General features: G+C 70.9%; 15 protein-coding genes and 1 other RNA gene. 7 read left to right on the top strand and 9 right to left on the bottom strand.

Features of this window, described 5'->3' with window-relative positions; all coding sequences use genetic code 11:
- Positions 1 to 4: 4 nt before the first annotated feature.
- From ssrA to ftsE, 5 genes are all read right to left on the bottom strand, one after another.
- Positions 5 to 393, bottom strand: a transfer-messenger RNA (tmRNA) gene (gene ssrA, locus OH809_RS26745).
- A 95-nt stretch (positions 394 to 488) separates the two neighbouring features.
- On the bottom strand, positions 489 to 977 hold the full coding sequence (gene smpB / locus OH809_RS26740; RefSeq protein ID WP_366138061.1) for an SsrA-binding protein SmpB: 489 nt from the start codon (positions 975 to 977) through the stop codon (positions 489 to 491).
- Between the two features lie 18 nt (positions 978 to 995).
- Positions 996 to 2,204, bottom strand: coding sequence for a S41 family peptidase (locus tag OH809_RS26735; RefSeq protein ID WP_406515713.1), 1,209 nt, complete (start codon positions 2,202 to 2,204; stop codon positions 996 to 998).
- 68 nt (positions 2,205 to 2,272) lie between these two features.
- Positions 2,273 to 3,190, bottom strand: a complete 918-nt coding sequence (gene ftsX / locus OH809_RS26730) for a permease-like cell division protein FtsX (RefSeq protein ID WP_406419966.1) — start codon at positions 3,188 to 3,190, stop codon at positions 2,273 to 2,275.
- A gap of 51 nt (positions 3,191 to 3,241) precedes the next feature.
- Complete coding sequence (gene ftsE, locus OH809_RS26725; protein ID WP_024489199.1) at positions 3,242 to 3,931, bottom strand: cell division ATP-binding protein FtsE; 690 nt, start codon at positions 3,929 to 3,931, stop codon at positions 3,242 to 3,244.
- A 269-nt stretch (positions 3,932 to 4,200) separates the two neighbouring features.
- On the opposite strand from ftsE, the gene OH809_RS26720 reads away from it, so the two are divergent.
- Positions 4,201 to 4,398, top strand: a complete 198-nt coding sequence (locus OH809_RS26720; protein WP_366692750.1) for a hypothetical protein — start codon at positions 4,201 to 4,203, stop codon at positions 4,396 to 4,398.
- Positions 4,399 to 4,500: 102 nt separating this feature from the next.
- On the opposite strand, the gene OH809_RS26715 is transcribed toward OH809_RS26720, so the two are convergent.
- The 4 genes from OH809_RS26715 to OH809_RS26700 form a co-directional block, all read right to left on the bottom strand.
- Positions 4,501 to 5,454, bottom strand: a complete 954-nt coding sequence (locus OH809_RS26715) for a hypothetical protein (protein ID WP_406515712.1) — start codon at positions 5,452 to 5,454, stop codon at positions 4,501 to 4,503.
- Between the two features lie 400 nt (positions 5,455 to 5,854).
- Positions 5,855 to 6,961: a peptide chain release factor 2 gene (prfB, locus tag OH809_RS26710; protein WP_393308539.1), complete on the bottom strand. Its 1,107-nt coding sequence runs from the start codon at positions 6,959 to 6,961 to the stop codon at positions 5,855 to 5,857.
- Between the two features lie 78 nt (positions 6,962 to 7,039).
- The gene (locus OH809_RS26705) at positions 7,040 to 8,278 is read right to left on the bottom strand and encodes a serine/threonine-protein kinase (RefSeq protein ID WP_406419970.1); all 1,239 of its coding nucleotides are present in this window, start codon (positions 8,276 to 8,278) and stop codon (positions 7,040 to 7,042) included.
- A 156-nt stretch (positions 8,279 to 8,434) separates the two neighbouring features.
- Positions 8,435 to 10,102 (bottom strand): serine/threonine-protein kinase, encoded by a 1,668-nt coding sequence (locus OH809_RS26700; protein WP_406515711.1) that lies wholly within the window; start codon positions 10,100 to 10,102, stop codon positions 8,435 to 8,437.
- 480 nt (positions 10,103 to 10,582) lie between these two features.
- Here OH809_RS26700 and OH809_RS26695 point away from each other — a divergent pair, with 480 nt between their 5' ends.
- The 6 genes from OH809_RS26695 (at position 10,583) to OH809_RS26670 (ending at position 22,948) form a co-directional block, all read left to right on the top strand.
- On the top strand, positions 10,583 to 14,050 hold the full coding sequence (locus OH809_RS26695) for an FHA domain-containing protein (RefSeq protein ID WP_406515710.1): 3,468 nt from the start codon (positions 10,583 to 10,585) through the stop codon (positions 14,048 to 14,050).
- 294 nt (positions 14,051 to 14,344) lie between these two features.
- A complete protein-coding gene (locus OH809_RS26690; RefSeq protein WP_406420082.1) occupies positions 14,345 to 15,709 on the top strand; it encodes an ABC transporter substrate-binding protein in 1,365 nt (454 codons plus the stop codon).
- A gap of 4 nt (positions 15,710 to 15,713) precedes the next feature.
- The gene (locus OH809_RS26685; RefSeq protein ID WP_406515709.1) at positions 15,714 to 17,099 is read left to right on the top strand and encodes a carbohydrate ABC transporter permease; all 1,386 of its coding nucleotides are present in this window, start codon (positions 15,714 to 15,716) and stop codon (positions 17,097 to 17,099) included.
- Between the two features lie 198 nt (positions 17,100 to 17,297).
- Positions 17,298 to 18,173, top strand: coding sequence for a carbohydrate ABC transporter permease (locus OH809_RS26680; RefSeq protein ID WP_406420086.1), 876 nt, complete (start codon positions 17,298 to 17,300; stop codon positions 18,171 to 18,173).
- A gap of 182 nt (positions 18,174 to 18,355) precedes the next feature.
- Complete coding sequence (locus OH809_RS26675; protein WP_406515708.1) at positions 18,356 to 20,689, top strand: CDP-glycerol glycerophosphotransferase family protein; 2,334 nt, start codon at positions 18,356 to 18,358, stop codon at positions 20,687 to 20,689.
- 57 nt (positions 20,690 to 20,746) lie between these two features.
- A complete protein-coding gene (locus OH809_RS26670; RefSeq protein ID WP_406515707.1) occupies positions 20,747 to 22,948 on the top strand; it encodes a CDP-glycerol glycerophosphotransferase family protein in 2,202 nt (733 codons plus the stop codon).
- Positions 22,949 to 22,973 lie beyond the last annotated feature (25 nt).

Genomic DNA, 22,973 nt, shown 5'->3' with positions numbered 1-22,973 from the left:
GGAATTGTGGAGATGGCGGGAATCGAACCCGCGTCCAACGGTGCAGAATCAGGGCTTCTCCGAGCGCAGTTCGCTGCGATTTTCTCGGCCCCGGAGATCTCGCGAACAAGTCTCCGACGGGCTCAGTCACTGTTTGATTTCCCACCGAACCCCGTGACCGGGCTCAGTGGTTTAGTCCCCTAGATTATGCCAGGGTCCGGGTCGGGAACACCCCCGGGCTGACACCCATTAAGGGTCCCTCACTCACTGCTTATTAGGCAGCGAGGGCGAAGGACTGGGAATCGCTCTTGGAATTGGCGATTATTGGTTGCGACATATGGTTTACGAGATCATTGCCGCTTCCTCGGCTCGCTTCCCCTGCTTCGACATCCGCTGTCGAAACCGATCATCCCCATGTTGATTTTTCAAAGGCGCACCCGCTGTGCGGTGCAGTCCCATCCTACGTGACCGACGTGCGACGGTGCCAGCCTATTCCCGGCGGGCCCCGCTCAGGCGCTCCGCTGCCGCCGCCGGGCCGCCGAGATCGCGCGGTTCGTCTCGCGCAGGTCCTGCTTCTCGCGCAGCGTCTGCCGCTTGTCGAACTCCTTCTTGCCCTTGGCGAGCGCGATCTCGACCTTGACCCGGCCCTCCTTGAAGTACAGCGCGAGCGGCACGATCGTGTGCCCCGTCTCCTGCGACTTCGACTCCAGCTTGTCGATCTCGGCCCGGTGCATCAGCAGCTTGCGCTTGCGCTTGGCGGAGTGGTTGGTCCAGGTCCCCTGCACGTACTCGGGGACGTGCACGTTGTGCAGCCACGCCTCGTTCCCGTCGATCTGGACGAAGCCGTCCACCAGCGAGGCCCGGCCCAGCCGCAGCGACTTGACCTCGGTGCCCATCAGTACGAGACCGCACTCGTAGGTGTCGAGGATGTGGTAGTCGTGCCGCGCCTTCTTGTTCTGCGCGATGAGCTTGCGCCCTGTGTCCTTTTCCTTAGCCATAGTGCGACCATTTTCGCACTACGACCCACCCCCGAGGCCACTCAATACTGTCTGGGCCCGCTGGAGGGCCCGGGAGGTGACCACGAGGTCCGGGGTGATGCCGCGGCCGTCGACGCTGCGGCCCGCCGGGGTGCGGTAGTGGCCGACGGTCAGCTCGGCCACCGAGCCGCCCGGGAGCCTGCTGGGCATCTGCACGGACCCCTTGCCGAAGGTGCGCGAGCCGACGGTGACGGCACGGCCCCGGTCCTGGAGGGCTCCGGTCAGCAGCTCGGCCGCACTCATGGTGCCGCCGTCGACGAGGACGACGACCGGGCGGTCCGTGTCACCGCCCGGCGTGGCGTAGAGGGCGCGCTGCACGCCGTGCACGTCGTACGTGGCGACCAGTCCGCCGTCGAGGAATCCGGAGGCGGCGACCACCGCCTCGGTGACCAGCCCCCCGGAATTGCTCCGGAGATCGAGCAGCACCCCGGCACCCGCCGGTGCGTCCAGGACCGCGTCGCGGATCCTGGCGCCCGAGCCCTTGGTGAACGCGTCGACCTTGATCAGTACAGCTGCGGGGGAATCGGAACGGTCCGGTCCGAGCTGCTTCGCCCCGAGCCTGCGGACCGTGACGGCCTCGGTGGTGAGCCGGGCCCGGGTCAGCGTCAGCGTCCTGGCCGGGCCGGTGACGTCGCGCTGTACTCCCAGCACGACGGTGGTGCCGACGGCAGCGCTCGTACGGTCCCCGCGCAGCAGGGCGACCACCTCGGAGACGGGGCGCCGGTCGACCCGGCGGCCGTCGACCGTACGGAGCAGATCGCCGGGCTCGATGCCGGCCAGGTCGGCGGGGCCGCCGGGCTGGACCCGGGCCACCGCGACCAGCCCGGCGGCGGATCGCTTCGCGGCCAGGCCGACGCCCGTGTAGGAGCCGTCGAGGGCCTGCTCGAACTCCTCGTACTCCCGCTCGTCGTACACCGCGCCCCAGCGGTCCCCGCTGCGGCTGACGACTTCCTCGGCCGCCTCCGTACTCGACTTGCCGTCGGCCACCGCCTCGGCCGCTGCGGCGGCGACCTCGTCGCGGTCGACGGTGGAGGCGACGGAACGCGACTTCATCGCCGCGGTCCTCTCGTCACCCTGCGGCAGCGACCCGGTGGCTGCCGCCGTGGCGAGGACGCTCGCGAAGACCAATGTCAGGGCCGCCCCGCGGCCGAAGCCGCGGGGCCGGAGACGCTGCGTAGGGCCCGACATGGCGACGAGTCTAGGACAACGCCCCGAGGGCGCACGGCCGGTTGACCGCACGCCCCACGGGGCGCATGTCACACCTTGAGGTACTTGCGAAGCGCGAAGAGCGCGGCAACGGCGGGCATCAGCAGACCGATCGCGAGGACCAGCGGCAGCTTGGTGAAGACCGCGTCCCAGCCGATGAAGTCGATCAGGTTGAGCTTCGACTGGAGAGCCAGTCCGCCGTCGATCAGGAAGTACCGTCCGGCCAGCAGCATGACGCAAGCGAGCACGCCACCGATGAGACCGGCGAACGCGGCCTCCATGATGAACGGCATCTGGATGTAGAAGCCCGAGGCGCCGACGAGCCGCATGATGCCCGTCTCGCGGCGCCGGCTGAACGCCGAGACGCGGACGGTGTTCACGATCAGCATCAGCGCAATGACCAGCATCAGCGCCATCACGAAGAGCGCGGCCACATTCATGCCGTTCATCAGACCGAAGAGGTTGTCCAGGATCCCTCTCTGGTCCTGGACGGACTGCACCCCGTCACGTCCGGCGAAGGCGGTGGCGACGACCTTGTACTTCTGCGGGTCGTGGAGCTTGACCCGGAACGACTCCTGCATCTGGTCCCGCGTGATGTTGCCGGCCATCGGCGAATCGCCGAACTGCTCCTGGTAGTGGTTGAACGCCTCGTCGGCCGACTCGTGGGTGACCTTCTCGACGGCCTTCATCTTCCCGAGGTCGGCCTCGATCGCCTTCTTCTGCTCATCGGTGACGGCGCCCTTGGCGCACTTCGGCACCGACTCCGCGTCGCTCTCGTTGCAGAGGAAGATCGAGACGTTGACCTTGTCGTACCAGTAGTCCTTCATCGTGCTGACCTGTTCGCGCATCAGCAGCGCGCCGCCGAACAGGGCGAGCGAGAGGGCGACGGAGACGACGACGGCGAAGGTCATCGTGAGGTTGCGACGGAGACCGACGCCGATCTCCGACAGGACGAACTGGGCGCGCATGGCGTCCTTTCAGTACTCGATGCTCAGCGGTTCCGGCGCGGCCGGTACCGCTCAGTGCTGATAGCCGTAGACGCCGCGGGCCTGGTCGCGTACAAGACGGCCCTGCTCCAGCTCGATGACGCGCTTGCGCATCTGGTCGACGATGTTCTGGTCGTGGGTCGCCATGATGACGGTGGTCCCGGTCCGGTTGATCCGGTCCAGGAGCTTCATGATGCCCACGGAGGTCTGCGGGTCGAGGTTGCCGGTCGGCTCGTCCGCGATCAGCAGCATGGGACGGTTCACGAACGCCCGCGCGATCGCCACGCGCTGCTGCTCACCACCGGAGAGCTCGCCGGGCATCCGGTCCTCCTTGCCGCCGAGCCCGACGAGGTCGAGGACCTGCGGAACCGCCTTGCGGATCTCGCCGCGCGGCTTGCCGATGACTTCCTGGGCGAACGCCACGTTCTCCGCAACGGTCTTGTTGGGGAGCAGGCGAAAGTCCTGGAAGACGGTGCCCAGCTGGCGGCGCATGTGCGGCACCTTCCAGTTGGACATGCGCGCGAGGTCCTTGCCGAGGACGTGGACCATGCCCTGACTGGCGCGCTCCTCACGGAGGATGAGTCGCATGAAGGTGGACTTGCCGGAGCCGGAGGAGCCCACCAGGAAGACGAACTCACCCTTCTCGATATCGAGAGACACATCCCGTAGAGCGGGACGGCTCTGCTTCGGGTAGGTCTTGGAGACGTTGTCGAATCGGATCACGGATGCACCACGGTCGGCCGGGAGTAGGTGTGCGTGACCATACGCGACCCGGGCTCAGCCGTGCAGGCGCGCGTCCCGTGATGGGCGATTTATGGCGGAACGGAACCGGGTGGGGGCGCAACCGGAACCGGAACGGAACGGGTGTTCTCCGGCGGGCCGCGCCGAATTCCGCGCGACCTGGCACAGTGGAGGGGGAACGGATGCGTTTCCAGGAGCGTTGTGCGGAGAGAAGGCGTATGCGGCTCCGCCGCGCGGGAGGAGGAAAGCGCATGACCTATGACCGACTGGTGTGCGCAAACTGCGCGGCGCCCGTCAACGAGGGCCGATGCCCCGTATGCCGGGCCAGCCGCGCACGGCTGCAGCAGCAGGATCAGGGACCGTTCGCGGGGCTGAGCCCGGCGATGCTGGTCGCCCTGCTGGTGGTGCTGGTGGGCGCGCTGGCGCTGCTGGCGCACCAGACCGTGTAGCTGCCCGTAGCCGCCCGTACGGCGGGAGTGAGAGTACGTGGAAGGGCCCGGGACGTATGTCCCGGGCCCTTCTGTGTACCTAGGTGTACCTGGCCACAGGCCTTAGGCGACCGTACGACCGTTCACCAGACGCGGCAGGATTCGGAAGCCGATGCCACCGGCGATCATCGTCGCGGCGCCGACCAGCAGGAACGTGGTCTCGGCCGCACCGGTCTCGGCGAGCTCGTCCTTGCCCTTGCCCTGCTCGACCGGCTGGTTGCCGACCGAGTCGGTGTCGGTGTTGTTTGCGCAGTGGGCGCCGTCGAGGTCGACGGTGCAGGTGTCGGTTTCGCCGGTGGAGCCGGAGGAGGCGTTACCGGTGGTGGAGCCGGTGTCGCCACCCTTCGGACCACCCTGGTCACCGGCACCACCCTGGTCACCGGCACCACCCTGGTCGCCCGCACCACCCTGGTCACCGGCACCACCCTGGTCGCCCGCACCACCCTGGTCACCGGCACCGCCCTGGTTGGTGGTCCCGCCCTGGTCACCGGCACCACCCTGGTTGGTGGTGCCGCCCTGGTTGGTGGTGCCGCCCTGGCTGGTGGTGCCGCCCTGGCTGGTGGTCCCGCCCTGGCTGGTGGTCCCGCCCTGGCTGGTGGTCCCGCCCTGGCTGGTGGTCCCGCCCTGGCTGGTGGTCCCGCCCTGGCTGGTGGTCCCGCCCTGGCTGGTGGTCCCGCCCTGGCTGGTGGTCCCGCCCTGGCTGGTGGTCCCGCCCTGGCTGGTGGTCCCGCCCTGGCTGGTGGTCCCGCCCTGGCTGGTGGTCCCGCCCTGGTTGGTGGTCCCGCCCTGGCTGGTGGTCCCGCCCTGGTCGACGCCACCAGGTTCCCCGCCGTTACCACCGTCGGCCTCGCCGGCGTTGCCGACCTGGGCGTTGACGGAGGCCTCACCGGCGTCCACGCCGATACCGATACCGATACCGACGGCCGACGCCGCACCGGCAGCGGTGAGCGAGGCGCCCGCGGCGATCACCGCACCCGCGGCTATCCGCGCGACGCGTACTCGCGTCTTCTTGGTCATCTGCTGCTACCCCCAGTAGCTGTTCTCGTCAGTGGAGCAGCCATATGCGGGCCCCGGCTCTGCGGGGTTTGCTCCGAACAGCGCCACGTGAAGCCGTGGTCACGCCGCCCGCCCCCGTTCACACCCGTCCCAGACATACGCATGCTGCCCTGGCACCCTGTCCACAGTTAAGGACTACGTCAAGGCCGATTCCGTGCAATGTGCACCGGTTTGGCGACAGTTGACCGTCATTCAGAATCACGACTGTGACCCACTCACCACGGCACCTGCGTAACTCGGAACCCAACTCCCTTTCGGCCGCCTCGTACCCGTCCCCGACAAAAACGGCGGTGCCGGAAACCCGTGGGGGTTCCGGCACCGCCGTAAAAAATCAGGAACAGCAACAGGCTGCTGGGCCCGGCTACTTCTCCCGCTGCTTGCGCCAGCGGATGCCCGCCTCCAGGAAGCCGTCGATCTCACCGTTGAAGACCGCTTCCGGGTTGCCGATCTCGAACTCCGTACGCAGGTCCTTGACCATCTGGTACGGGTGCAGGACGTACGAACGCATCTGGTTGCCCCAGGAGTTGCCGCCGTCGCCCTTGAGCGCGTCCATCTTGGCCTGCTCCTCCTGGCGGCGGCGCTCAAGGAGCTTCGCCTGGAGGACGTTCATCGCGGACGCCTTGTTCTGGATCTGCGAACGCTCGTTCTGGCAGGAGACGACGATGCCGGTCGGCAGGTGGGTCAGGCGCACCGCGGAGTCGGTCGTGTTGACGCCCTGGCCACCGGGACCGGAGGAGCGGTACACGTCGACGCGGAGCTCGGACTCGTCGATCTCGATGTGGTCGGTCTGCTCGACGACCGGCAGCACCTCGACGCCCGCGAAGGACGTCTGGCGGCGGCCCTGGTTGTCGAAGGGCGAGATGCGCACGAGCCGGTGGGTGCCCTGCTCGACGGAGAGCGTGCCGTAGGCGTACGGGACCTGGACGGCGAAGGTGGTCGACTTGATGCCGGCCTCTTCCGCGTACGACGTCTCGTAGACCTCGGTCTTGTACCCGTGCCGCTCGGCCCAGCGGATGTACATGCGCTGGAGCTTCTCGGCGAAGTCGGCGGCGTCGACGCCACCGGCCTCGGCACGGATGTTGACCAGCGCCTCGCGGGAGTCGTACTCGCCGGAGAGGAGGGTACGGACCTCCATCTCGTCGAGCGCCTTCTTGACGGACTCCAGCTCCCTCTCGGCCTCGGCGAGGGTGTCGGCGTCGCCCTCGTCCTCGGCGAGCTCGAAGAGAACCTCAAGATCGTCGATACGGCCGCGGAGGGCCTCGGTCTTGCGGACCTCGGCCTGGAGGTGCGAAAGCTTGCTGGTGATCTTCTGCGCCGCCTCCGGGTCGTCCCAGAGGGACGGCGCCGCCGCCTGCTCCTCGAGCGCGGCGATGTCCGCCCTCAGCGCTTCGAGGTCCAGGACGGCCTCGATCGACCCCATGGTCGAGGAGAGGGACTTCAGCTCTTCGGAAATATCGACGACTGCCACGGGTCCAGCGTAACGGCTGTCGGCTCGGACGATCCCCGGGCCGCCCTTTCCGCGGGGATCCGTGCGGTCGCGGCGCGGTTACGGACCCGCCGGCACCGAGTTCTTCGTGTCCTGCGGGGTCGCGTCCGCGTCGTTGCCACCGAAGGCCAGCCAGCCGCCCACGCCCAGAGCCGCGCACAGCACGAGTGCCACCGCGCCCAGCGTGATGCGGCGCTTGCGGATGGCCGCCGACTTGTTCCGCGCCGAGCCCGGACGGGGCTGGCCCGGAGCGCGGGGGGCCCGGGCGGTGCCCCGGGGGCCGCCGGAGAGCTCGTCGGGGGCCGGGACGCGCATGCTGGTGTGGGTGTCCCGGTTGGAGTCCGGGGCGGCGCCGGGGACCAGCGGGACCGCGCCACGACGGCGAGGTTCGTCGGGGGCCGGGGTGTACTGCTGCTCGTCGTAGGGCTGCGGTTCCGGTTCGGCGCCCGGCTCGTCGACGTCCAGGGGCGGGATGCCGGCCAGGTGCGGGAGCTGCTCGCGCAGACGCGCAGCGAGCTCGGAGGCGCGCAGCCGGGAGGCCGGGGCCTTGGCCAGACACTGCACCAGAAGCTGCCAGAGCTCCTCGGGGATGCCGGGCAGCGGGACCACCGTCTCCGTGACGTGGCGGCGCAGCACCGCGCCGGGGTGGCCGCCGCCGAAGGGCGTGAAGCCCGCGAGGAGCTCGTACAGCACCGTCGCGAGGGCGTAGATGTCGACGGCGGCGCGCGGCGGGAGGCCCTCGACGATCTCGGGGGCCAGATAGTCCGGCGTACCGATGATCTTCGTGGCCTTGGTACGGCGCGGGGTGTCGATCAGCTTGGCCACGCCGAAGTCGGTGAGCAGCGCGGGGTGCGAGCCGCCGGGGCCGAGCGGTCCCTCCATGTCGAGCAGGATGTTCTCCGGCTTGACGTCGCGGTGGACCACTCCGGCGGCGTGCGCGGCCGCGAGGCCGTCGGCGACGTCCGCGATGATCGCGACCGCTGCCTCGGGGGCGAGGCGGCGCTCGCGGTCGAGGCGGGTGCGCAGATCCGTACCGCGTACCAGGTTCATGACCAGCGCCAGGTCGTTGCCGTCCACGACGAGGTCGTGGACGCCGACGATGTGCGGGTGGTCGAGCCCCAGCAGCGCGGTGCGCTCCTGGACGAAGCGTCCGACCAGCTCCTGATCGGACGCGAGGTCCTCGCGGAGCAGCTTGATGGCGACGGGGCCCTCAGGACCCTCGCCGAGCCACACCGTGCCGGCGCTGCCGCGCCCCAGGATCTGGTGGGCGGTGTACCGGCTGCCGATATTCCGTGCCAAGACTGCTCCCTCAGCGGCTGGCGTTGGACCCCCGGTCGACAAAGTTACGCGGCGATCGGGGTGTTACGTGCCCTGGATGGCGCCAACCTTCACTTCTGCGGGCGAAATCGCTCCGCAGAAGTCGACAAAGCTACGAAGTTGGTGATGCGGGCCCTGTCAGCCGCCACTGCTGCTGCCCAGTTTCGAGAGCCAGTCGGTGACGGAGGAGACCGCGTCGCCAATCGCCTGCCAGTAGCTCTGCCCCTGCCCGATCCAGTCCTGCAGCGGCGTCAGTTCCCAGATCAGCCAGCCCGCGATGAAGAGCAGCACCACCGTGAAGAGGCAGCCCTTGAGACAGCCGAGACCCGGGATCTTCATCGGGTTGGCGCTGCGCTGCCTCGGCTCGCGGGGCTGGCGCGGGGCGGGCTGCTGGGGCGCCGGCTGCTGCGGAGGTGCGTACTGCTGCTGGGGGGGTTGCGGTTGCTGGCGGCGCTGGGGGTACTGCTGGCGCTGCGGCGGCTGCGGGTACTGCTGGTGCTGCGGCTGCTGCGGGTACTGCTGGTGCTGCGGCGACTGCTGGCGGTGCTGCGGAGCCTGCTGCGGCTGCTGGCGCTGCGGCCGACGGCGCAGCGGATCCTGGCTCGGGTCGAGGTACTGGACCTGCGTCTGCTCGTTGCGGTCGCGGGCCGCCTGCAGCTGGGACTGCCACGGGTGCGGGCCGTCGGGCTGCGGCGGGCCGTCGGGGCGCTGCGGTACGGGCGGCATGACCGCGGTCGGGTCGGCGTGCCCGCCCTGACCCTGCCCCGGTCCGTACCCCAGGCCGGGTGAGTGCTGCATGACGCTGGTCGCCGCGTTCGGGTCGTACGCACCCGCATTGCTCGGCAGTACCTGCGTCGGGTCGGCCGCACCGGGGGTCTCCGGAACGGCTGCGGGCGCCGGGTCGGGCGCGAGCAGTGCGCCCACGCCGTCGGCGGCCGCGATCTGCGCCGAGGTGGCGTGCACACCGATGCCGGCCGCGACGGTACGCAGGCCGCGGGCCAGGCTCTCCGCGCTGGGCCGTCGGTCCGGGTCCTTGCTCAGGCAGCGCTCTATGACCGTCCAGAGCGGCGCCGGGACGGTGGTGGGGCGGCGGGGCTCCTCACTGAGGTGCCGGTGCAGGACCTCGAGAGCCGTGCCGCCGGAGAACGGCGGGCGGCCGGTGACCAGCTCGTACAGCAGGATGCCCGCGCCGTAGATGTCGACGGCGGAGGTCTGCGGGCGGCCCTCGGCGGACTCCGGCGCCACATAGGCGGGCGTGCCGACGAACTCATGGGTCCGGGTCAGGCCCGGGGAATCGGCGAGCCGCGCGATGCCGAAATCGGTCAGCATCGGATGCATCTGGCCGTCCCGCTCGGACAGCAGGACATTCGCCGGCTTCAGATCGCGGTGGACGACACCGTCGGCGTGGCTGGCAGCGAGCGCGTCCGCGATCTGGGCGGTGAGGAGCGAGGCGGCGACCGGGGTGAGCGGGCCGTTCTCGCGGAGGTAGCGGTGCAGGTCGGGGCCGTCGACCAGATCCATCACGAGGGCAAGGAGATCGCCCTCGACGACCAGGTCGCGGGTGCGCACGATGTTCTCGTGGGTGAGCCGCAGCAGCACGGACCGCTCGCGCAGGAACCGCATCACCACGTCCGCGTCGTTGGCGAGCTCCTCCTTGAGAACCTTGATTGCCACGGTCTCGCCGGGCTGGCCGGCGACGGCCGCCTCGGTGCCTGCGGTCTCCCGCTGGCGGGCACGCCAGACGGTGCCCGTCGCGCCGCGTCCCAGCGGCTCTTCGAGCAGGTACTTGCTGCCTACCGGCCGCACGTCATGCGCTCCCTGCTGATCGTGGTGCTTACGGCCTCCCGGAGCCCGCCCCGGGAGTTTCCGGCCCACTCTAATGCCGCTCCGAGGGCTTCGAACGGGTCACCGGTCGGTCACCTTCCTGTCGTGGACGAGGTGTGAGCCATCGTGTCCGGAAGAAGACGCCCACACCGGACAGATGGTTGCCGCACACACGTGCGCCTGGCCGGAATCCCGGCGGTTGCCCGGATTCTGCGCGCGGCTCCGGGTACCGCCCCAAGCAGGCACTTTTGGGTCCACAGCCGACTTTTCATGATCACTTCGAGGTGGCCCCCGGGCGCGTTGTCAGCGGCAGGTGCGAGGATGCCTCCAGCACGGAACTGTGGGGTCGGAGCCTCGCGGTACGTGACGACCTGTACCGGACGACGCGTCCGTGCCGGGTGGGGGGAATCACAGGGCGTTTCCCCTGCCGGGCACCCCGCGCAGAAGGGACCGCTGACGGCGATGCAGATCCGGCTGACCGTCCTCGCGCCGCGCAGCGGCCAGACCCCGGCGCGCGCCTGCGACGTGCTCGTCACCGCCCCCGCGGGGACGGCACTCGCCGCCGTGGCCTCCAACCTGGCCGCCGCCGTCTCCGGGCCCGACGGCTCGCTCGGCAGCGGAGCGGTGGTGCTGTTCGCCGGCCGCGACCGGCTCGACGCGCAGCGGTGCGCGCTCGGCGAGCCGCCTCTGGTCGACGGCGCGGTGCTTTCGCTCCAGGTCCCCGGGGAGGACGAGACGGCGGCCGACGCCGTTCCGGCGCAGTTGCACGTGGTCGCGGGGCCCGATGCGGGCGGCGTCCATCTGCTGCACGGCGGACAGATACTGATCGGCCGGTCCGCCGACGCGGACGTCCCGCTCGACGACCCCGATGTGTCCCGGCTGCACTGCGCGGTGACGGTCTCCGAGAACGGCGCGGTCTCGGTCGCCGACCTGGGCTCCACGAACGGCACCTCGCTGGACGGTACGGAGGTCCACGACCGCCCGGTCCGGCTGAGGCCGGACGCGCTGCTGCGGCTCGGCGAATCGACGCTCCGGCTGACGTCGGGCTCGCCCACGCCGTCGCTGGCGACTGCGCCGGACGGCGAGGGGCATCTGCGGGTCGCAAGGGCGGCGGGCGGGAACCTCTCGGAGGAACCGGCCGGGTACGCCACCGGTCATGCGTACAGCGCGGGCGACGCACCCGTGGCGTACGCGGGCGGCGCACCGGCCGGGTCCGACGACGGGGGCGTACGGGGCACCGCCAGACGGGCGTCCGGCCGATTCCCGGACGACGAGACACCCCGGCGCGGCGGGATAGGGGCCTGGGCGCGCAGGCTGGCGGGTAACAAGGGCGAGCCGCGGCACGAGGCGGCGCCCGACGAGGCGGGGGCGGTGGGCCTGCCGGGCCCGCTCGCGTCCGTACCGCGCCCACGCTCGTCCTCGGCGGGGACATGGCCCGACCCGGCGGCGGTGCTGCTGACCGCGCTCGGGCCCGGACCCCGGCTGTGGGAGCGCCACGCCGAGCACTCCGAGGCGCTCGTGGTCCGGCTCGGCACCACGGACCGGGCGGAGCTGCCCGCAGTGCCGGTGACCGTGGGACTTCGGGAGGCCGGTTCGCTGGGGCTCGCCGGTCCGCGGGAGCGGCTGGCCGGGCTCGCTCGCTCGACGGTGGCGCAGCTCGCCGCGCTGCACTCCCCGGCCGACCTGGAGATCGTGCTCATCAGCACGGACCGCGCCCGCAGCGCCGACGAGCGCAGGCGCGAGTGGGCGTGGCTCGGCTGGCTGCCCCATCTGCGGCCGATGCACGGGCAGGACTGCCGGTTGCTGCTCGCGTACGACCGTGAGCAGGCGACGGCGCGCACGACGGAGCTGGTGCGCCGACTGGACGACGGGCCGCTCGGCACCGGCTGGGCCAGCGTCGACCGGAGCACGGTCGCCGAGACCGCCCGGCGGTACGAGGGGCCGTTCACCGTGGTGATCGTCGACGGCGACCCCGGATCCGCGGTGCTGCGCGAGACCACGGCACGGCTGGCCGCCGCGGGTGCGGCAGCCGGGATCCATCTGATCTGTCTGGCCGAGACGCCGGCCGCGTCGCCCACCTCGCCTGTCGCGGCGACCTACGAGGCGGCCTGCCATGCGTCGATCGCGTTCCGTGAGTGCGGAGCGGTGGCGATGCTGAGCGGCGACGTGGCAACGGCACTGCGGCTGCTGCGCACGGCGGGCGGACAGGCCGCGGGCCACGGCACGGTGGCCGCGGTGGACGCGGTGTCGACGGCGTGGGCGGAGCGGTTCGGGCGGGCGCTGGCACCCCTGCGTACGGAGGGTCCGGCGACGGCGCCCGGCCGACCGCCGGCAGCCGCCCTCCCCCGGTCCGCCCGTCTGCTGGACGAACTGGGCCTGGCCAGAGCCACCCCGGCCTCCCTGATGGCCCGCTGGGCCTCGACCTCCGAGACCCAGCCGGGGGCGACGGTGCGTGGGGCGGGGAGCTGGAGCGGCGGTGCCGGCGTGACCGTTTCCGGCGGTGCCGGCGATCCGGAGGCGGCAGCCGTGGACGCCCACGGTTCAGGCCGTACGACATATCCGGGGACGGACAGCCCCGGCTCAGGCCGCACCCCCTACCCGGGCACGGACACACCCGGCGGCTCAGGACGTACGCCCTACCCGGGCAACGACAGCCGCGGTTCCGGCCGCACCCCGTACCCGGACACCGACTCGTCCGGCTCGGGCCGCGCCCACCACCCCGCCGCGCCCGCACCCCGCGTCGGTGCGCAGCGTTACGGCAGCGCGTCCGGCGGCTTCGCCGGCTCCCGTGCCGTTCCCGGGGCGGAGCATGCAACGGCCACCGGCAGGCCCACGGCAGCCACCGCCGCGCCCGTCGCCGCAACCTCGCCCCCTCCCGCCTCCGCCGTCGCCTTCGCCGGGCGGCCCGTCGTCGTTCTCGGTGCCGGGCCCCGGGGCGCGGTCAGTGTCGATCTGGCCGACGAAGGGCCCCACCTCCTCATCGAGGGCCCGGCCGGCAGTGGACGTACAGAGTTGCTGCGAGCCGTCGCCGCCTCGCTGGCCGCTGCTGCGCGGCCCGACCGGCTCGGCATCCTGCTGGTCGACGGAGCCGGCGGTGAACGCGGCGACAGCCTGCACCCCTGCGCGGAACTCCCGCATGCGTTCACCCATTTGGTCGCCTCCGATCCGGTCAGAATGCGCGAGTTCGCCCAGGCCCTGGGCGGCGAGCTGAAGCGGCGGGCCGAGCTGCTCGGGCGGCTCGACTTCAACGACTGGCATGCCCGTCACGACGTGGCGCAGCAGACGGTCGGCCGACGCGCCCCCAGCGCCGCCGAGCGGCGCGGTGACCTGGACCCGGCGATGAGCGGCACGCTCCGGCTGCGGCCCGCCGCCGCGCTGCCCGCGGATCCCGGTCCGTCACCGCTGCCCCGGCTCGTCGTGCTGGTCGACGACTTCGACGCCCTGGTCGCCCCCGCGCTCGGCAGCCCGGGACGGCCCGCCGCCGGTTCGGTCGTACGGGCGCTGGAGTCCGTCGCCAGGGACGGTGGCCGGCTGGGCGTGCATCTGGTCGCGACGTCCGCCCGCGCCGACCGCACGGAGGACACGGAGCTTGCCCGTGGGGCGCGGCTGCGCGCGGTGCTCGACGCACCCGTCGTCACACCCTCGCCGGAGGATCCGGCACCCGGCCGCGGTCGGCTGGGGCATCCGGACGGGCGGGTGACGCCGTTCCAGGGCGGCCGTGTCACGGGCCGCATTCCGCGCACCGCGACCCTGCGGCCCACCGTCGTCCCACTGGAGTGGGAGCGGATGGGCGATCCGCCGACCCGGCGCCCGGTCCGGGAACTGGGCAACGGACCGACGGACCTGGCGCTGCTGGCCAGCGCGCTGGAGCGGGCCGCCCGTTCGGTGAACGCCGAGCGAATAGCTCCGCTCGCGCCCTACCACTCCTGAGGCGTCCTCACCCCCGGTCGCCGGTGCGTCCTCGATCTCCCCCATGGCCTCAAGGGCAGGGGAGGTACCGCCTCGACAGGCTCCATCCGCAAACCCGTCCGGAGACCCGGAGAAGACTGACTTCACGTCACGAGCCCATCACGATCGATCAGTTGGGGCTGAGAGCGGTATTGCGGCGTCCGTGCACCGGGCGTAGGACTGGTGCGCACAGGACGACCTGATGGACGAGCGGCACCGCCGACCCACCGGCGGTCCCACCCGTCCGTTCACGCGCACAGGAGAGACGGGGCAGCGATGCGCACAACGCTTGGGATTCGCAGGGCCGCGATGGTGTTCACCGCCGTCGGCGCACTGGCCCTCACCGGCTGCGGCGACGACGGCAGCGGAAAGGGAAAGGCGGGCGGAGGGTCCGGCAGTGACGAGCCGAGCGCCTCGGCCGTCGCACTGCCCAAGCTGGACGGCGAGAAGATCTCGGTCGCGGCCGTCTGGACCGGGCCCGAGCAGGCCAACTTCATCAAGGTCCTCAAGGAGTTCGAGAAGCGCACGGGCGCCACGGTCACCTTCGTCCCGGCGCAGGACCCGATCGTCAACTTCCTCGGTACGAAGATCGCGGGCGGCCAGCCGCCGGACGTCGCGATGATCCCGCAGGTGGGTGCGATCAAGCAGGCTGTGGAGAAGAAGTGGGCCAAGCCGGTCGGCGCCGACGCGAAGGCGCAGCTGGCGAAGAACTACGCGAAGGTCTGGCAGGACCTCGGCGCGGTGGACGGCACCCAGTACGGCGTCTACTTCAAGGCCGCCAACAAGTCCCTGATCTGGTACAACGCCAAGGCGTTCGAGAACGCGGGAGCGAGTGAGCCGAAGACCTGGAAGGACTTCATGGCGACGGCCGAGACGGTCTCCGCCTCGGGTGTCACCCCGGTCTCGGTCGGCGGTGCGGACGGCTGGACGCTCACCGACTGGTTCGAGAACGTCTATCTCTCCCAGGCGGGCCCGGAGAAGTACGACCAGCTGGCTCAGCACAAGATCAAGTGGACTGACCCGTCCGTCAAGGACGCACTGACGACACTCGCCGAACTCTTCGGCAAGCCGTCCCTGATCGCGGGCGGCGCCGACGGTGCCCTGCAGACGGAGTTCCCGGCCTCGGTCACCCAGACCTTCACCGGCGGTGACCAGCCGAAGGGCGCCATGGTCTTCGAGGGCGACTTCGTCGGCGTCAACATCGCGCAGACCAAGGCGAAGATCGGTACGGACGCCAAGGTGTTCCCCTTCCCGGCGGTCGGCGCCGAGTCGCCCGTGGTGACGGGTGGCGACGCGGCGGTGGCGCTGAAGGACAGCAAGGGTGCCCAGGCCCTGCTGACCTGGCTGGCCTCGGCCGATGCCGCGAAGATCTGGGCCGAGCAGGGCGGGTTCATCTCGCCGAACAAGTCCCTGGACGCCGCCGCGTATCCGAACGAGGTGCAGCGCACCATGGCGAAGGCGCTGATCGCGGCCGGTGACGCCGTCCGGTTCGACATGTCCGACCAGGCCCCGCAGTCGTTCGGCGGGACGCCCGGGAAGGGCGAGTGGAAGACGCTCCAGGACTTCCTGAAGAACCCGAAGGACATCGCGGGGACCCAGGCGAAACTGGAGTCCGACGCGGCCAAGGCGTACAAGAGCTGACGGGATGACAACAGCGACAGCGGGGGGCGCCGACGCGGTGCCCCCCGCCGACAAGCGTCCCCCCGGGCGCTCCGAGCGCCCTGATCCCACAAGCCCGAGCCGGAGCGTGACCGGCACCCGGAAGATCATCGCAACGCTCTTCCTGCTGCCCGCGCTGGTGCTGCTCGGTGCGCTCGTGGTCTATCCGATCGTGTACTCCGTCTACCGGTCGTTCTTCGACCAGGCGGGTACGGGCTTCGCCGGCCTCGACAACTACAAGGCGCTGTTCACGGACGACACCATCCGCACAGCGGTCAAGAACAACGCGATCTGGGTCGTCTTCGCGCCGACGATCTCCACCGCGCTGGGGCTGATCTTCGCGGTGCTGACCGAGCGGATCCGCTGGGGCACGGCATTCAAGCTGATCGTCTTCATGCCGATGGCGATCTCGATGCTGGCGGCGGGCATCATCTTCCGGCTGGTGTACGACCAGGCGCCGGAGCGAGGGGTCGCCAACGCCGTCTGGGTGGGCGTGCACGACACGTTCGTGGAGTCGGCCGGCTATCCGAAGGCGCATCCGCTGCCGGTCCATCCGCTGAAGGCGGGCGGCGGCGGGTCGTTCGTCACGAAGGCGCCGGTACGGGCCGGTGTACCCGTGCGATTGCCGCTGGTCGGTGTGGCGCCCGCGAAGATGCCGACGGACGCGGAGCCGGCGAAGGCAGCCCCGACGGAGTCCGGGAAGGTCACCGGCACCGCGTGGCTGGACTTCACCAAGGGCGGCGGCGGGAAGCCCAATGTCGTCGACGCCAAGGAACTCGGCCTCAAGGGGCTGAAGGTCGAGGCGGTCAAGGACGGCAAGGTGGTCGGCTCGGCGACTGCGGCCGCGGACGGTACGTTCACCCTGCCCGCCTCCGCCGAAGGCGCCCTGCTCAGGCTTCCCGCTTCGAACTTCAGGGAGCCGTACAACGGGGTCGACTGGCTCGGCCCGTCCCTGGTGACGCCCGGGATCATCGGGAGCTACGTCTGGATGTGGGCGGGCTTCGCCATGGTGCTGATCGCGGCGGGCCTTGCGGGTCTGCCGCGTGAACTCCTCGAAGCGGCCCGGGTGGACGGGGCGAACGAGTGGCAGGTGTTCCGCCGGATCACCGTGCCGATGCTCGCGCCCGTCCTGGCGGTGGTGCTGGTCACCCTGATGATCAACGTGCTGAAGATCTTCGATCTGGTCTTCATCATCGCGCCGGGCTCCTCCCAGGACGACGCGAACGTCCTGGCGCTGCAGCTGTACCGGTCCTCGTTCGGCACGGACGCGGATCTCGGGATCGGCAGCGCCATCGCCGTACTCCTGCTGCTGCTGGTGATCCCGGTGATGATCTTCAACATTCGCCGGATCCGGAAGGAGGGGCGCGGATGACGACTCCGTCGACCACGGCCGCCTCCGGCCGGGGGTCCGGGGGTTGCCCCCCGGGAAAGCACAGCAACATTCGCCGGATCCGGAAGGAGGGGCGCGGATGACGACTCCGTCGACCACGGCCGCCTCCGGCCGGGGGTCCGGGGGTTGCCCCCCGGGAAAGCACAGCAACATTCGCCGGATACGGAAGGAGGGGCGCCGATGACCACCCCTACGGCGAAGGCGACGCAGTCCCTCGGCTCACGGATCGCGGCCCGCACCGGCGGCGGCGCGATGCGGGTCTTCCTCATCCTGGTGGGCCTGTTCTGGCTGATGCCGACCATCGGGCTGCTGCTCTCCTCGTTGCGCGGCGCCGACGACATCGCGGCGACCGGCTGGTGGAAGGTCTTCACCGCCCCGTCCGAGCTCACCTTCGACAACTACAGCCGGTTGCTGGACAATTCGACCATCACCCACTCCCTGCTGAGTACGGTCATGATCACGGTGCCCGCGACCGTCCTGGTCGTGGTGATCGGTTCACTGGCCGGGTACGCCTTCGCCTGGATGGACTTCCCCGGCCGCGACTGGTGGTTCCTGCTGGTTGTCGGGTTGCTGGTGGTCCCCGTGCAGGTCGCCCTCGTCCCGGTCTCCAAGCTCTTCGGCGAAATCGGGATCTTCGAGACGACCTTCGGCGTGATTCTCTTCCACACCGCCTTCGGGTTGCCGTTCGCGATCTTCCTGCTGCGGAATTTCTTCGCGGAAATCCCGCGCGAACTCCTGGAGGCGGCACGGCTCGACGGGGCCGGCGAGATCCGGCTCTTCACCCGGGTCGTGATGCCACTGGGCGGTCCGGCGATCGCCTCGCTGGGCATCTTCCAGTTCCTCTGGGTGTGGAACGACATGCTGGTCGCCCTGATCTTCGCGGACTCCGACTCCCCGCCGATCACCGTGGCGCTGCAGCAGCAGGTGCGGCAGTTCGGCAACAACATCGATGTGCTGGCGCCCGGCGCCTTCGTCTCGATGGTGATTCCGCTCGCGGTGTTCTTCGCCTTCCAGCGCCAGTTCGTCTCCGGCGTGATGGCGGGCGCGGTCAAGTAACCGCACACCGAACCGACCGGAATCCACCAGATGTACGTCACCGTGGGGCGGGTCCCATTACCCATAACGGGACCCGCCCCACCTGGCAGTTCGCGCGAATGCCACGTTCGGCGTAACCCTCGCACCCCATCGGCCGTTTGCGGACCACCCGCCCGCGCCAGCGAACGACCCATGGATGTGTTGTGCCCCGGTTCAGTGTCATCGTGCCCGCGTACCAGGTTCAGGCGTATCTGGACGAGAGCCTGGACTCGGTGCTGACCCAGTCCTTCGAGGACTTCGAGATCATCGCGATCGACGACTGCTCCCCCGATTCCTGCGGCGCGATCATCGACGGGTTCGCCGCCCGCGACAGCCGGGTGCGGGCCCTGCACCTGCCGGAGAACGTGGGTCTTGGCCTCGCCCGCAACGCCGGGATCGCGGAGGCCACCGGCGACTATCTGATCTTCCTGGACAGCGACGACACCCTCGCCCCCGGCGCCCTGCGGGCCATCGCCGACCGGATCGGGGAGACCGGCGAACCGGACGTGCTGGTCTACGACTACGCCCGGACGTACTGGACCGGCGAGAGCGTACGCAACACGTTCGCCGAGCATCTCGCCGAGACCGCCCCTGCCACGTTCACGCTCGCCGACCGGCCCGGACTGCTGAAGGTCCTGATGGTCGTCTGGAACAAGGCGTACCGCCGCGCTTTCGTCGAGGCCGAGCGGTTCACCTTCCCGCCCGGCTACTACGAGGACGCCCCCTGGACCTACCCGGTGCTGATGGCCGCCGGTTCGATCGCGGTCCTCGACCAGGTGTGCGTCGGCTACCGGCAGCGGCGTCAGGGCAACATCCTCTCCACCACCAGCCGCAAACACTTCGACATCTTCGACCAGTACGACCGGGTCTTCGCGTTCATCGACGCCCGCCCCGCACTCGCCGCGTGGCGGCCGGTGATCTTCCGCAGGATGCTCGACCACTTCTCGACGCTGTTCACCACCCGCGGCAGGCTACCGCGCGGCAGCCGCACCGAGTTCTTCCGCCGGGCCCGCGCCCACTGCGCCCGCTACCGCATCCCCGGCGCCCCCGCCCCGTGCCGCGCCCGGCTGCGCCACGGACTGATCCGGGTCGGCGCCCATCGCACGTACCGTGCCCTGTGGTCCGCGAAGCTGCTGCGCGGGCGGCTGCGCCGGCTCACCGGGGCCGTGCGCCGGGTGACGCGGGCCGCCTCGCTCCAGGCCTATTACCGCATCCAGCTGCGACTGCCGGTCCGCGCGGACCGGGCGGTGTTCGCCGCGTACTGGCACCGCGGCTACGCCTGCAACCCGGCGGCGATCGAGGCGAAGGCCCGCGAACTGGTGCCCGGGCTGCACACGTCCTGGATCTGCCGCCCCGAGGACGCGCACACCGTCCCCACCGGGACCCGTCCGCTCGCCCCGGGGACGTACCGCTACTGGCAGGCTCTCGCCCGCTCCAAGTACCTGGTGAACAACGTCAACTTCGACCGGCGGCTGGTGAAGCGGCCCGGCCAGGTGCTGCTCCAGACTCATCACGGCACCCCGCTGAAGACCATGGGCCTGGACCTTCGGGACCGTCCCGCGGCGGCCCGCTCCATGGACTTCGAGCGGCTGCTCGCCAACGTCGACAAGTGGGACTTCTCCCTCTCCGCGAACCGGCACTCCACCCTCGTATGGGAGAAGGCGTATCCATCGGGATCCGCCGGCTGCACGACGCTCGAGTACGGCTACCCGCGCAACGACCTCTTCCAGCGGGCCACCGCCGCCGATGTGGCGCGGCTGCGCGAGTCGATCGGCGTCCCCGAGGGCGCCACCGCCCTGCTGTACGCCCCCACCCACCGCGACTACCGGCGCACCCAGCATCTCGGCCTCGACCTGGAGCGGGTGGTCCGGGAGCTCGGTCCGGGCTTTGTGATCCTGACCCGCGCGCACTACTCGTACGAGGCTCCGCTGGTCCGCGAGCCGCACCCGCGGATCATCGACGTCAGCGGCCATCCGTCGGTCGAGGCGGTCGCGCTCGCCTCCGACGCCCTGGTCACGGACTACTCGTCGCTGATGTTCGACTACGCCGGTCTGGACCGGCCCATCGTCATCCACAGCAGTGACCGGGAGGCGTACGAGGCGGCCCGCGGCACCTATTTCGACCTGCGCTCCTGCCCGCCGGGCGCGATCGCGCACAGCGAGGACGAGCTGCTCGACATCTTCGCCACCGGCCACTGGCGCGGCTCCCGCTCCGCGCAGCTGCGGGCGGCGTTCCGGGCGCGGTTCTGTCCGTACGACGACGGGCACGCGGCGGAGCGGGTGGTGCGCCGGGTCTTCCTGGGCGACACGGACGTTCAGGTGACCGCGGTCCCGCCGGCGGAACAGCGGCCATTGCCCGTCGTCGTACCGGCGCCCGCCACGGGTCCGGGATCGCCGGCCGTCCCCGCTGCCGCGGGCCCCGGGACCGCTCCGGCGGACCAGCAGGCGGCGCCCGCCGAGCGCGGCCTCGCCGGGGCGCAGTCCGTCAACGGGACCTGATTGCCGTCTCTCCTCCCCGCTTCGCCCCGCTGTGCCAGTGCCCGAGAAAGAGCGTGTATGCCCCGGCTGAGTGTCATCATCCCCGTCCGTCGCGCCCGCGGACATCTGCGCGAGTGCCTGGAGTCGGTGCTCTCGCAGACGTTCACGGACATCGAGGTGATCGGTGTCGATGACGGGGCGCCGGACGGCTCGGGACTGCTGCTCGACGAGTTCGCCGCCCGGGACGACCGGGTGCAGGCCGTCCACCTCCCGGCGGACGAGGGTGCGGGCGCCGCCGGTCGGCGCAACGCCGGGGCGGAGCGGGCGCTCGGCGACTACTTCCTCTTCCTGGAGGGCAACTTCGTCCTGTTGCCGGGCGCGTTGCAGGCCGTCGCCGACCGGCTCAATGCCACGGGCGACCCGGACCTGCTGCTGTTCGGCCACCACAAGCGGCCGTTCCGCGGCCGCCCCCAGCCGACCCGGTCGCTGGAGTTGCTGCGCGAACTGCCCGCGGGCCGGCTCACCCTCGCCGAGCATTCCGGGCTTCTCGACATCGCCCCGGTCTCCTGGAACCGGGCCGTGCGCCGCAGCCTCCACGAGTCGGAGAAGCTGGCCTTCGGACCGGGACAGCACGGAGAGCGGATGTACGCGCTCCAGACGCTGGCCACCGCCGCATCGGTCGTCGTTCTGCCGCTCGCCTGTGTCGAACACCGCCGGCAGCGCTATCTGCCGGACCTCGCCGACGAGTCGGAGCCGACGGACGGCACGACGCCGCTCCAGCTCGTGGAGGCGTACGCCGGGCTGATGACGTTCCTCGAGGACCGGCCGGTGCTGCACCCGCTGCGCGCCCTGCTCTTCGACCGGGCTGCCCAGGAACTCCTCGGCGGGTATCCGTCGGTGAAGCGGCGGCGCATGCGGTACGTACGGTCCGTGGCCGCGTTCCACCGTGCACACCGGCCCGAGGGGCATCGGTTCCCCGGCGGCGCCAAGGGACTGCGGCCGCGGCTGATCGGCGCCGGCCGGTACATGGCGCTCGGCGCCCTCGACACCGTGCTCGCCCTGCGCCGGGGTGCGCGCTCCGCACCCGCCGCACTCCGCGCGCGGGCCAAGCGCACGCTGTCCGCGCGCTACTACTGGTGGCAGCGCAGGCGCCCGCTCGACCGCGGGCTCGCCGTCTACGCCGCGTACTGGAACCGCGGCGTCAGCTGCAATCCGGAAGCGATCTTCCGCAAGGCCCAGGAGCTGGCTCCCGGAGTGCGCGGAGTGTGGGTGGTGTCGAAGAACCAGGTGGACGCGGTGCCGCCCGGCATCGACCACGTGGTGCCGGGGACGCGCCGCTACTGGGCGCTGCTGGCCCGCGCCACGTACTTCTTCAACAACGTCAACTTCCCCGACCACCTGGTCAAACGCCCCGGCCAGATCCATGTCATGACCCACCACGGCACCCCTCTGAAGATCATGGGCCTGGATCAGATGGAGTATCCGGCGGCGGCGCAGGGCCTGAACTTCGACCGGCTGCTCCAGCGGGTCGACCGGTGGGACTGGAGCGTCTCCGCCAACCCGCACTCCACGGAGGTGTGGGCCCGCGCCTACCCGAGCGCCGCGCGCCCGCTGGAGTCCGGCTACCCGCGCAATGACGTCCTGACGACGGCCACGGGCGCACAGATCGCGAAGATCCGGGCCGGCCTCGGTATCCGGCCCGGGCAGCGCGCCGTGCTGTACGCGCCGACGCACCGCGACTACGAGGCGTCGTTCACCAGCCGGATCGATCTGGAACGGCTCGCCGATGCGCTCGGCCCGGGCACCGTGATCATGGTCCGCGCGCACTACTTCTACGACGGTGCGGGGCTGCCGGACCGTCCGACGCTCCTCGATGTCTGCGACCATCCGCACATCGAGGAGCTGTGCCTGGCGGCCGACGCGCTGGTGACGGACTACTCGTCCGTGATGTTCGACTACGCGGCGCTGGACCGCCCGATCGTGGTGCACGCCCCGGACTGGGAGACGTACCGCACGGTCCGCGGGGTCTGCTTCGATCTGCTGTCCGGGGCGCCGGGCGACACCCCCGGGGCGGTCTCCACCAGTACGGAGGAGCTGGCCCGGATCTTCCTCGACGGCAGCTGGGACAGCGCGGGAAACGGGGCGCTGCGGGCGGCGTTCCGGGCGCGGTTCTGTCCGTACGACGACGGGCACGCGGCGGAGCGGGTGGTGCGGGCGGTGCTGCTGGGGGAACCGGCGGCGCCCGGCGGGCGTTTGCCATCGATCGCCGGACGGCCTTGATCGTCCCGCTCGTCCGGCAATCGAT

The organism is Streptomyces sp. NBC_00873 (genome assembly GCF_045207415.1).
GTDB lineage: Bacteria > Actinomycetota > Actinomycetes > Streptomycetales > Streptomycetaceae > Streptomyces.
This window is presented reverse-complemented; position numbering and strand designations above follow the sequence as displayed.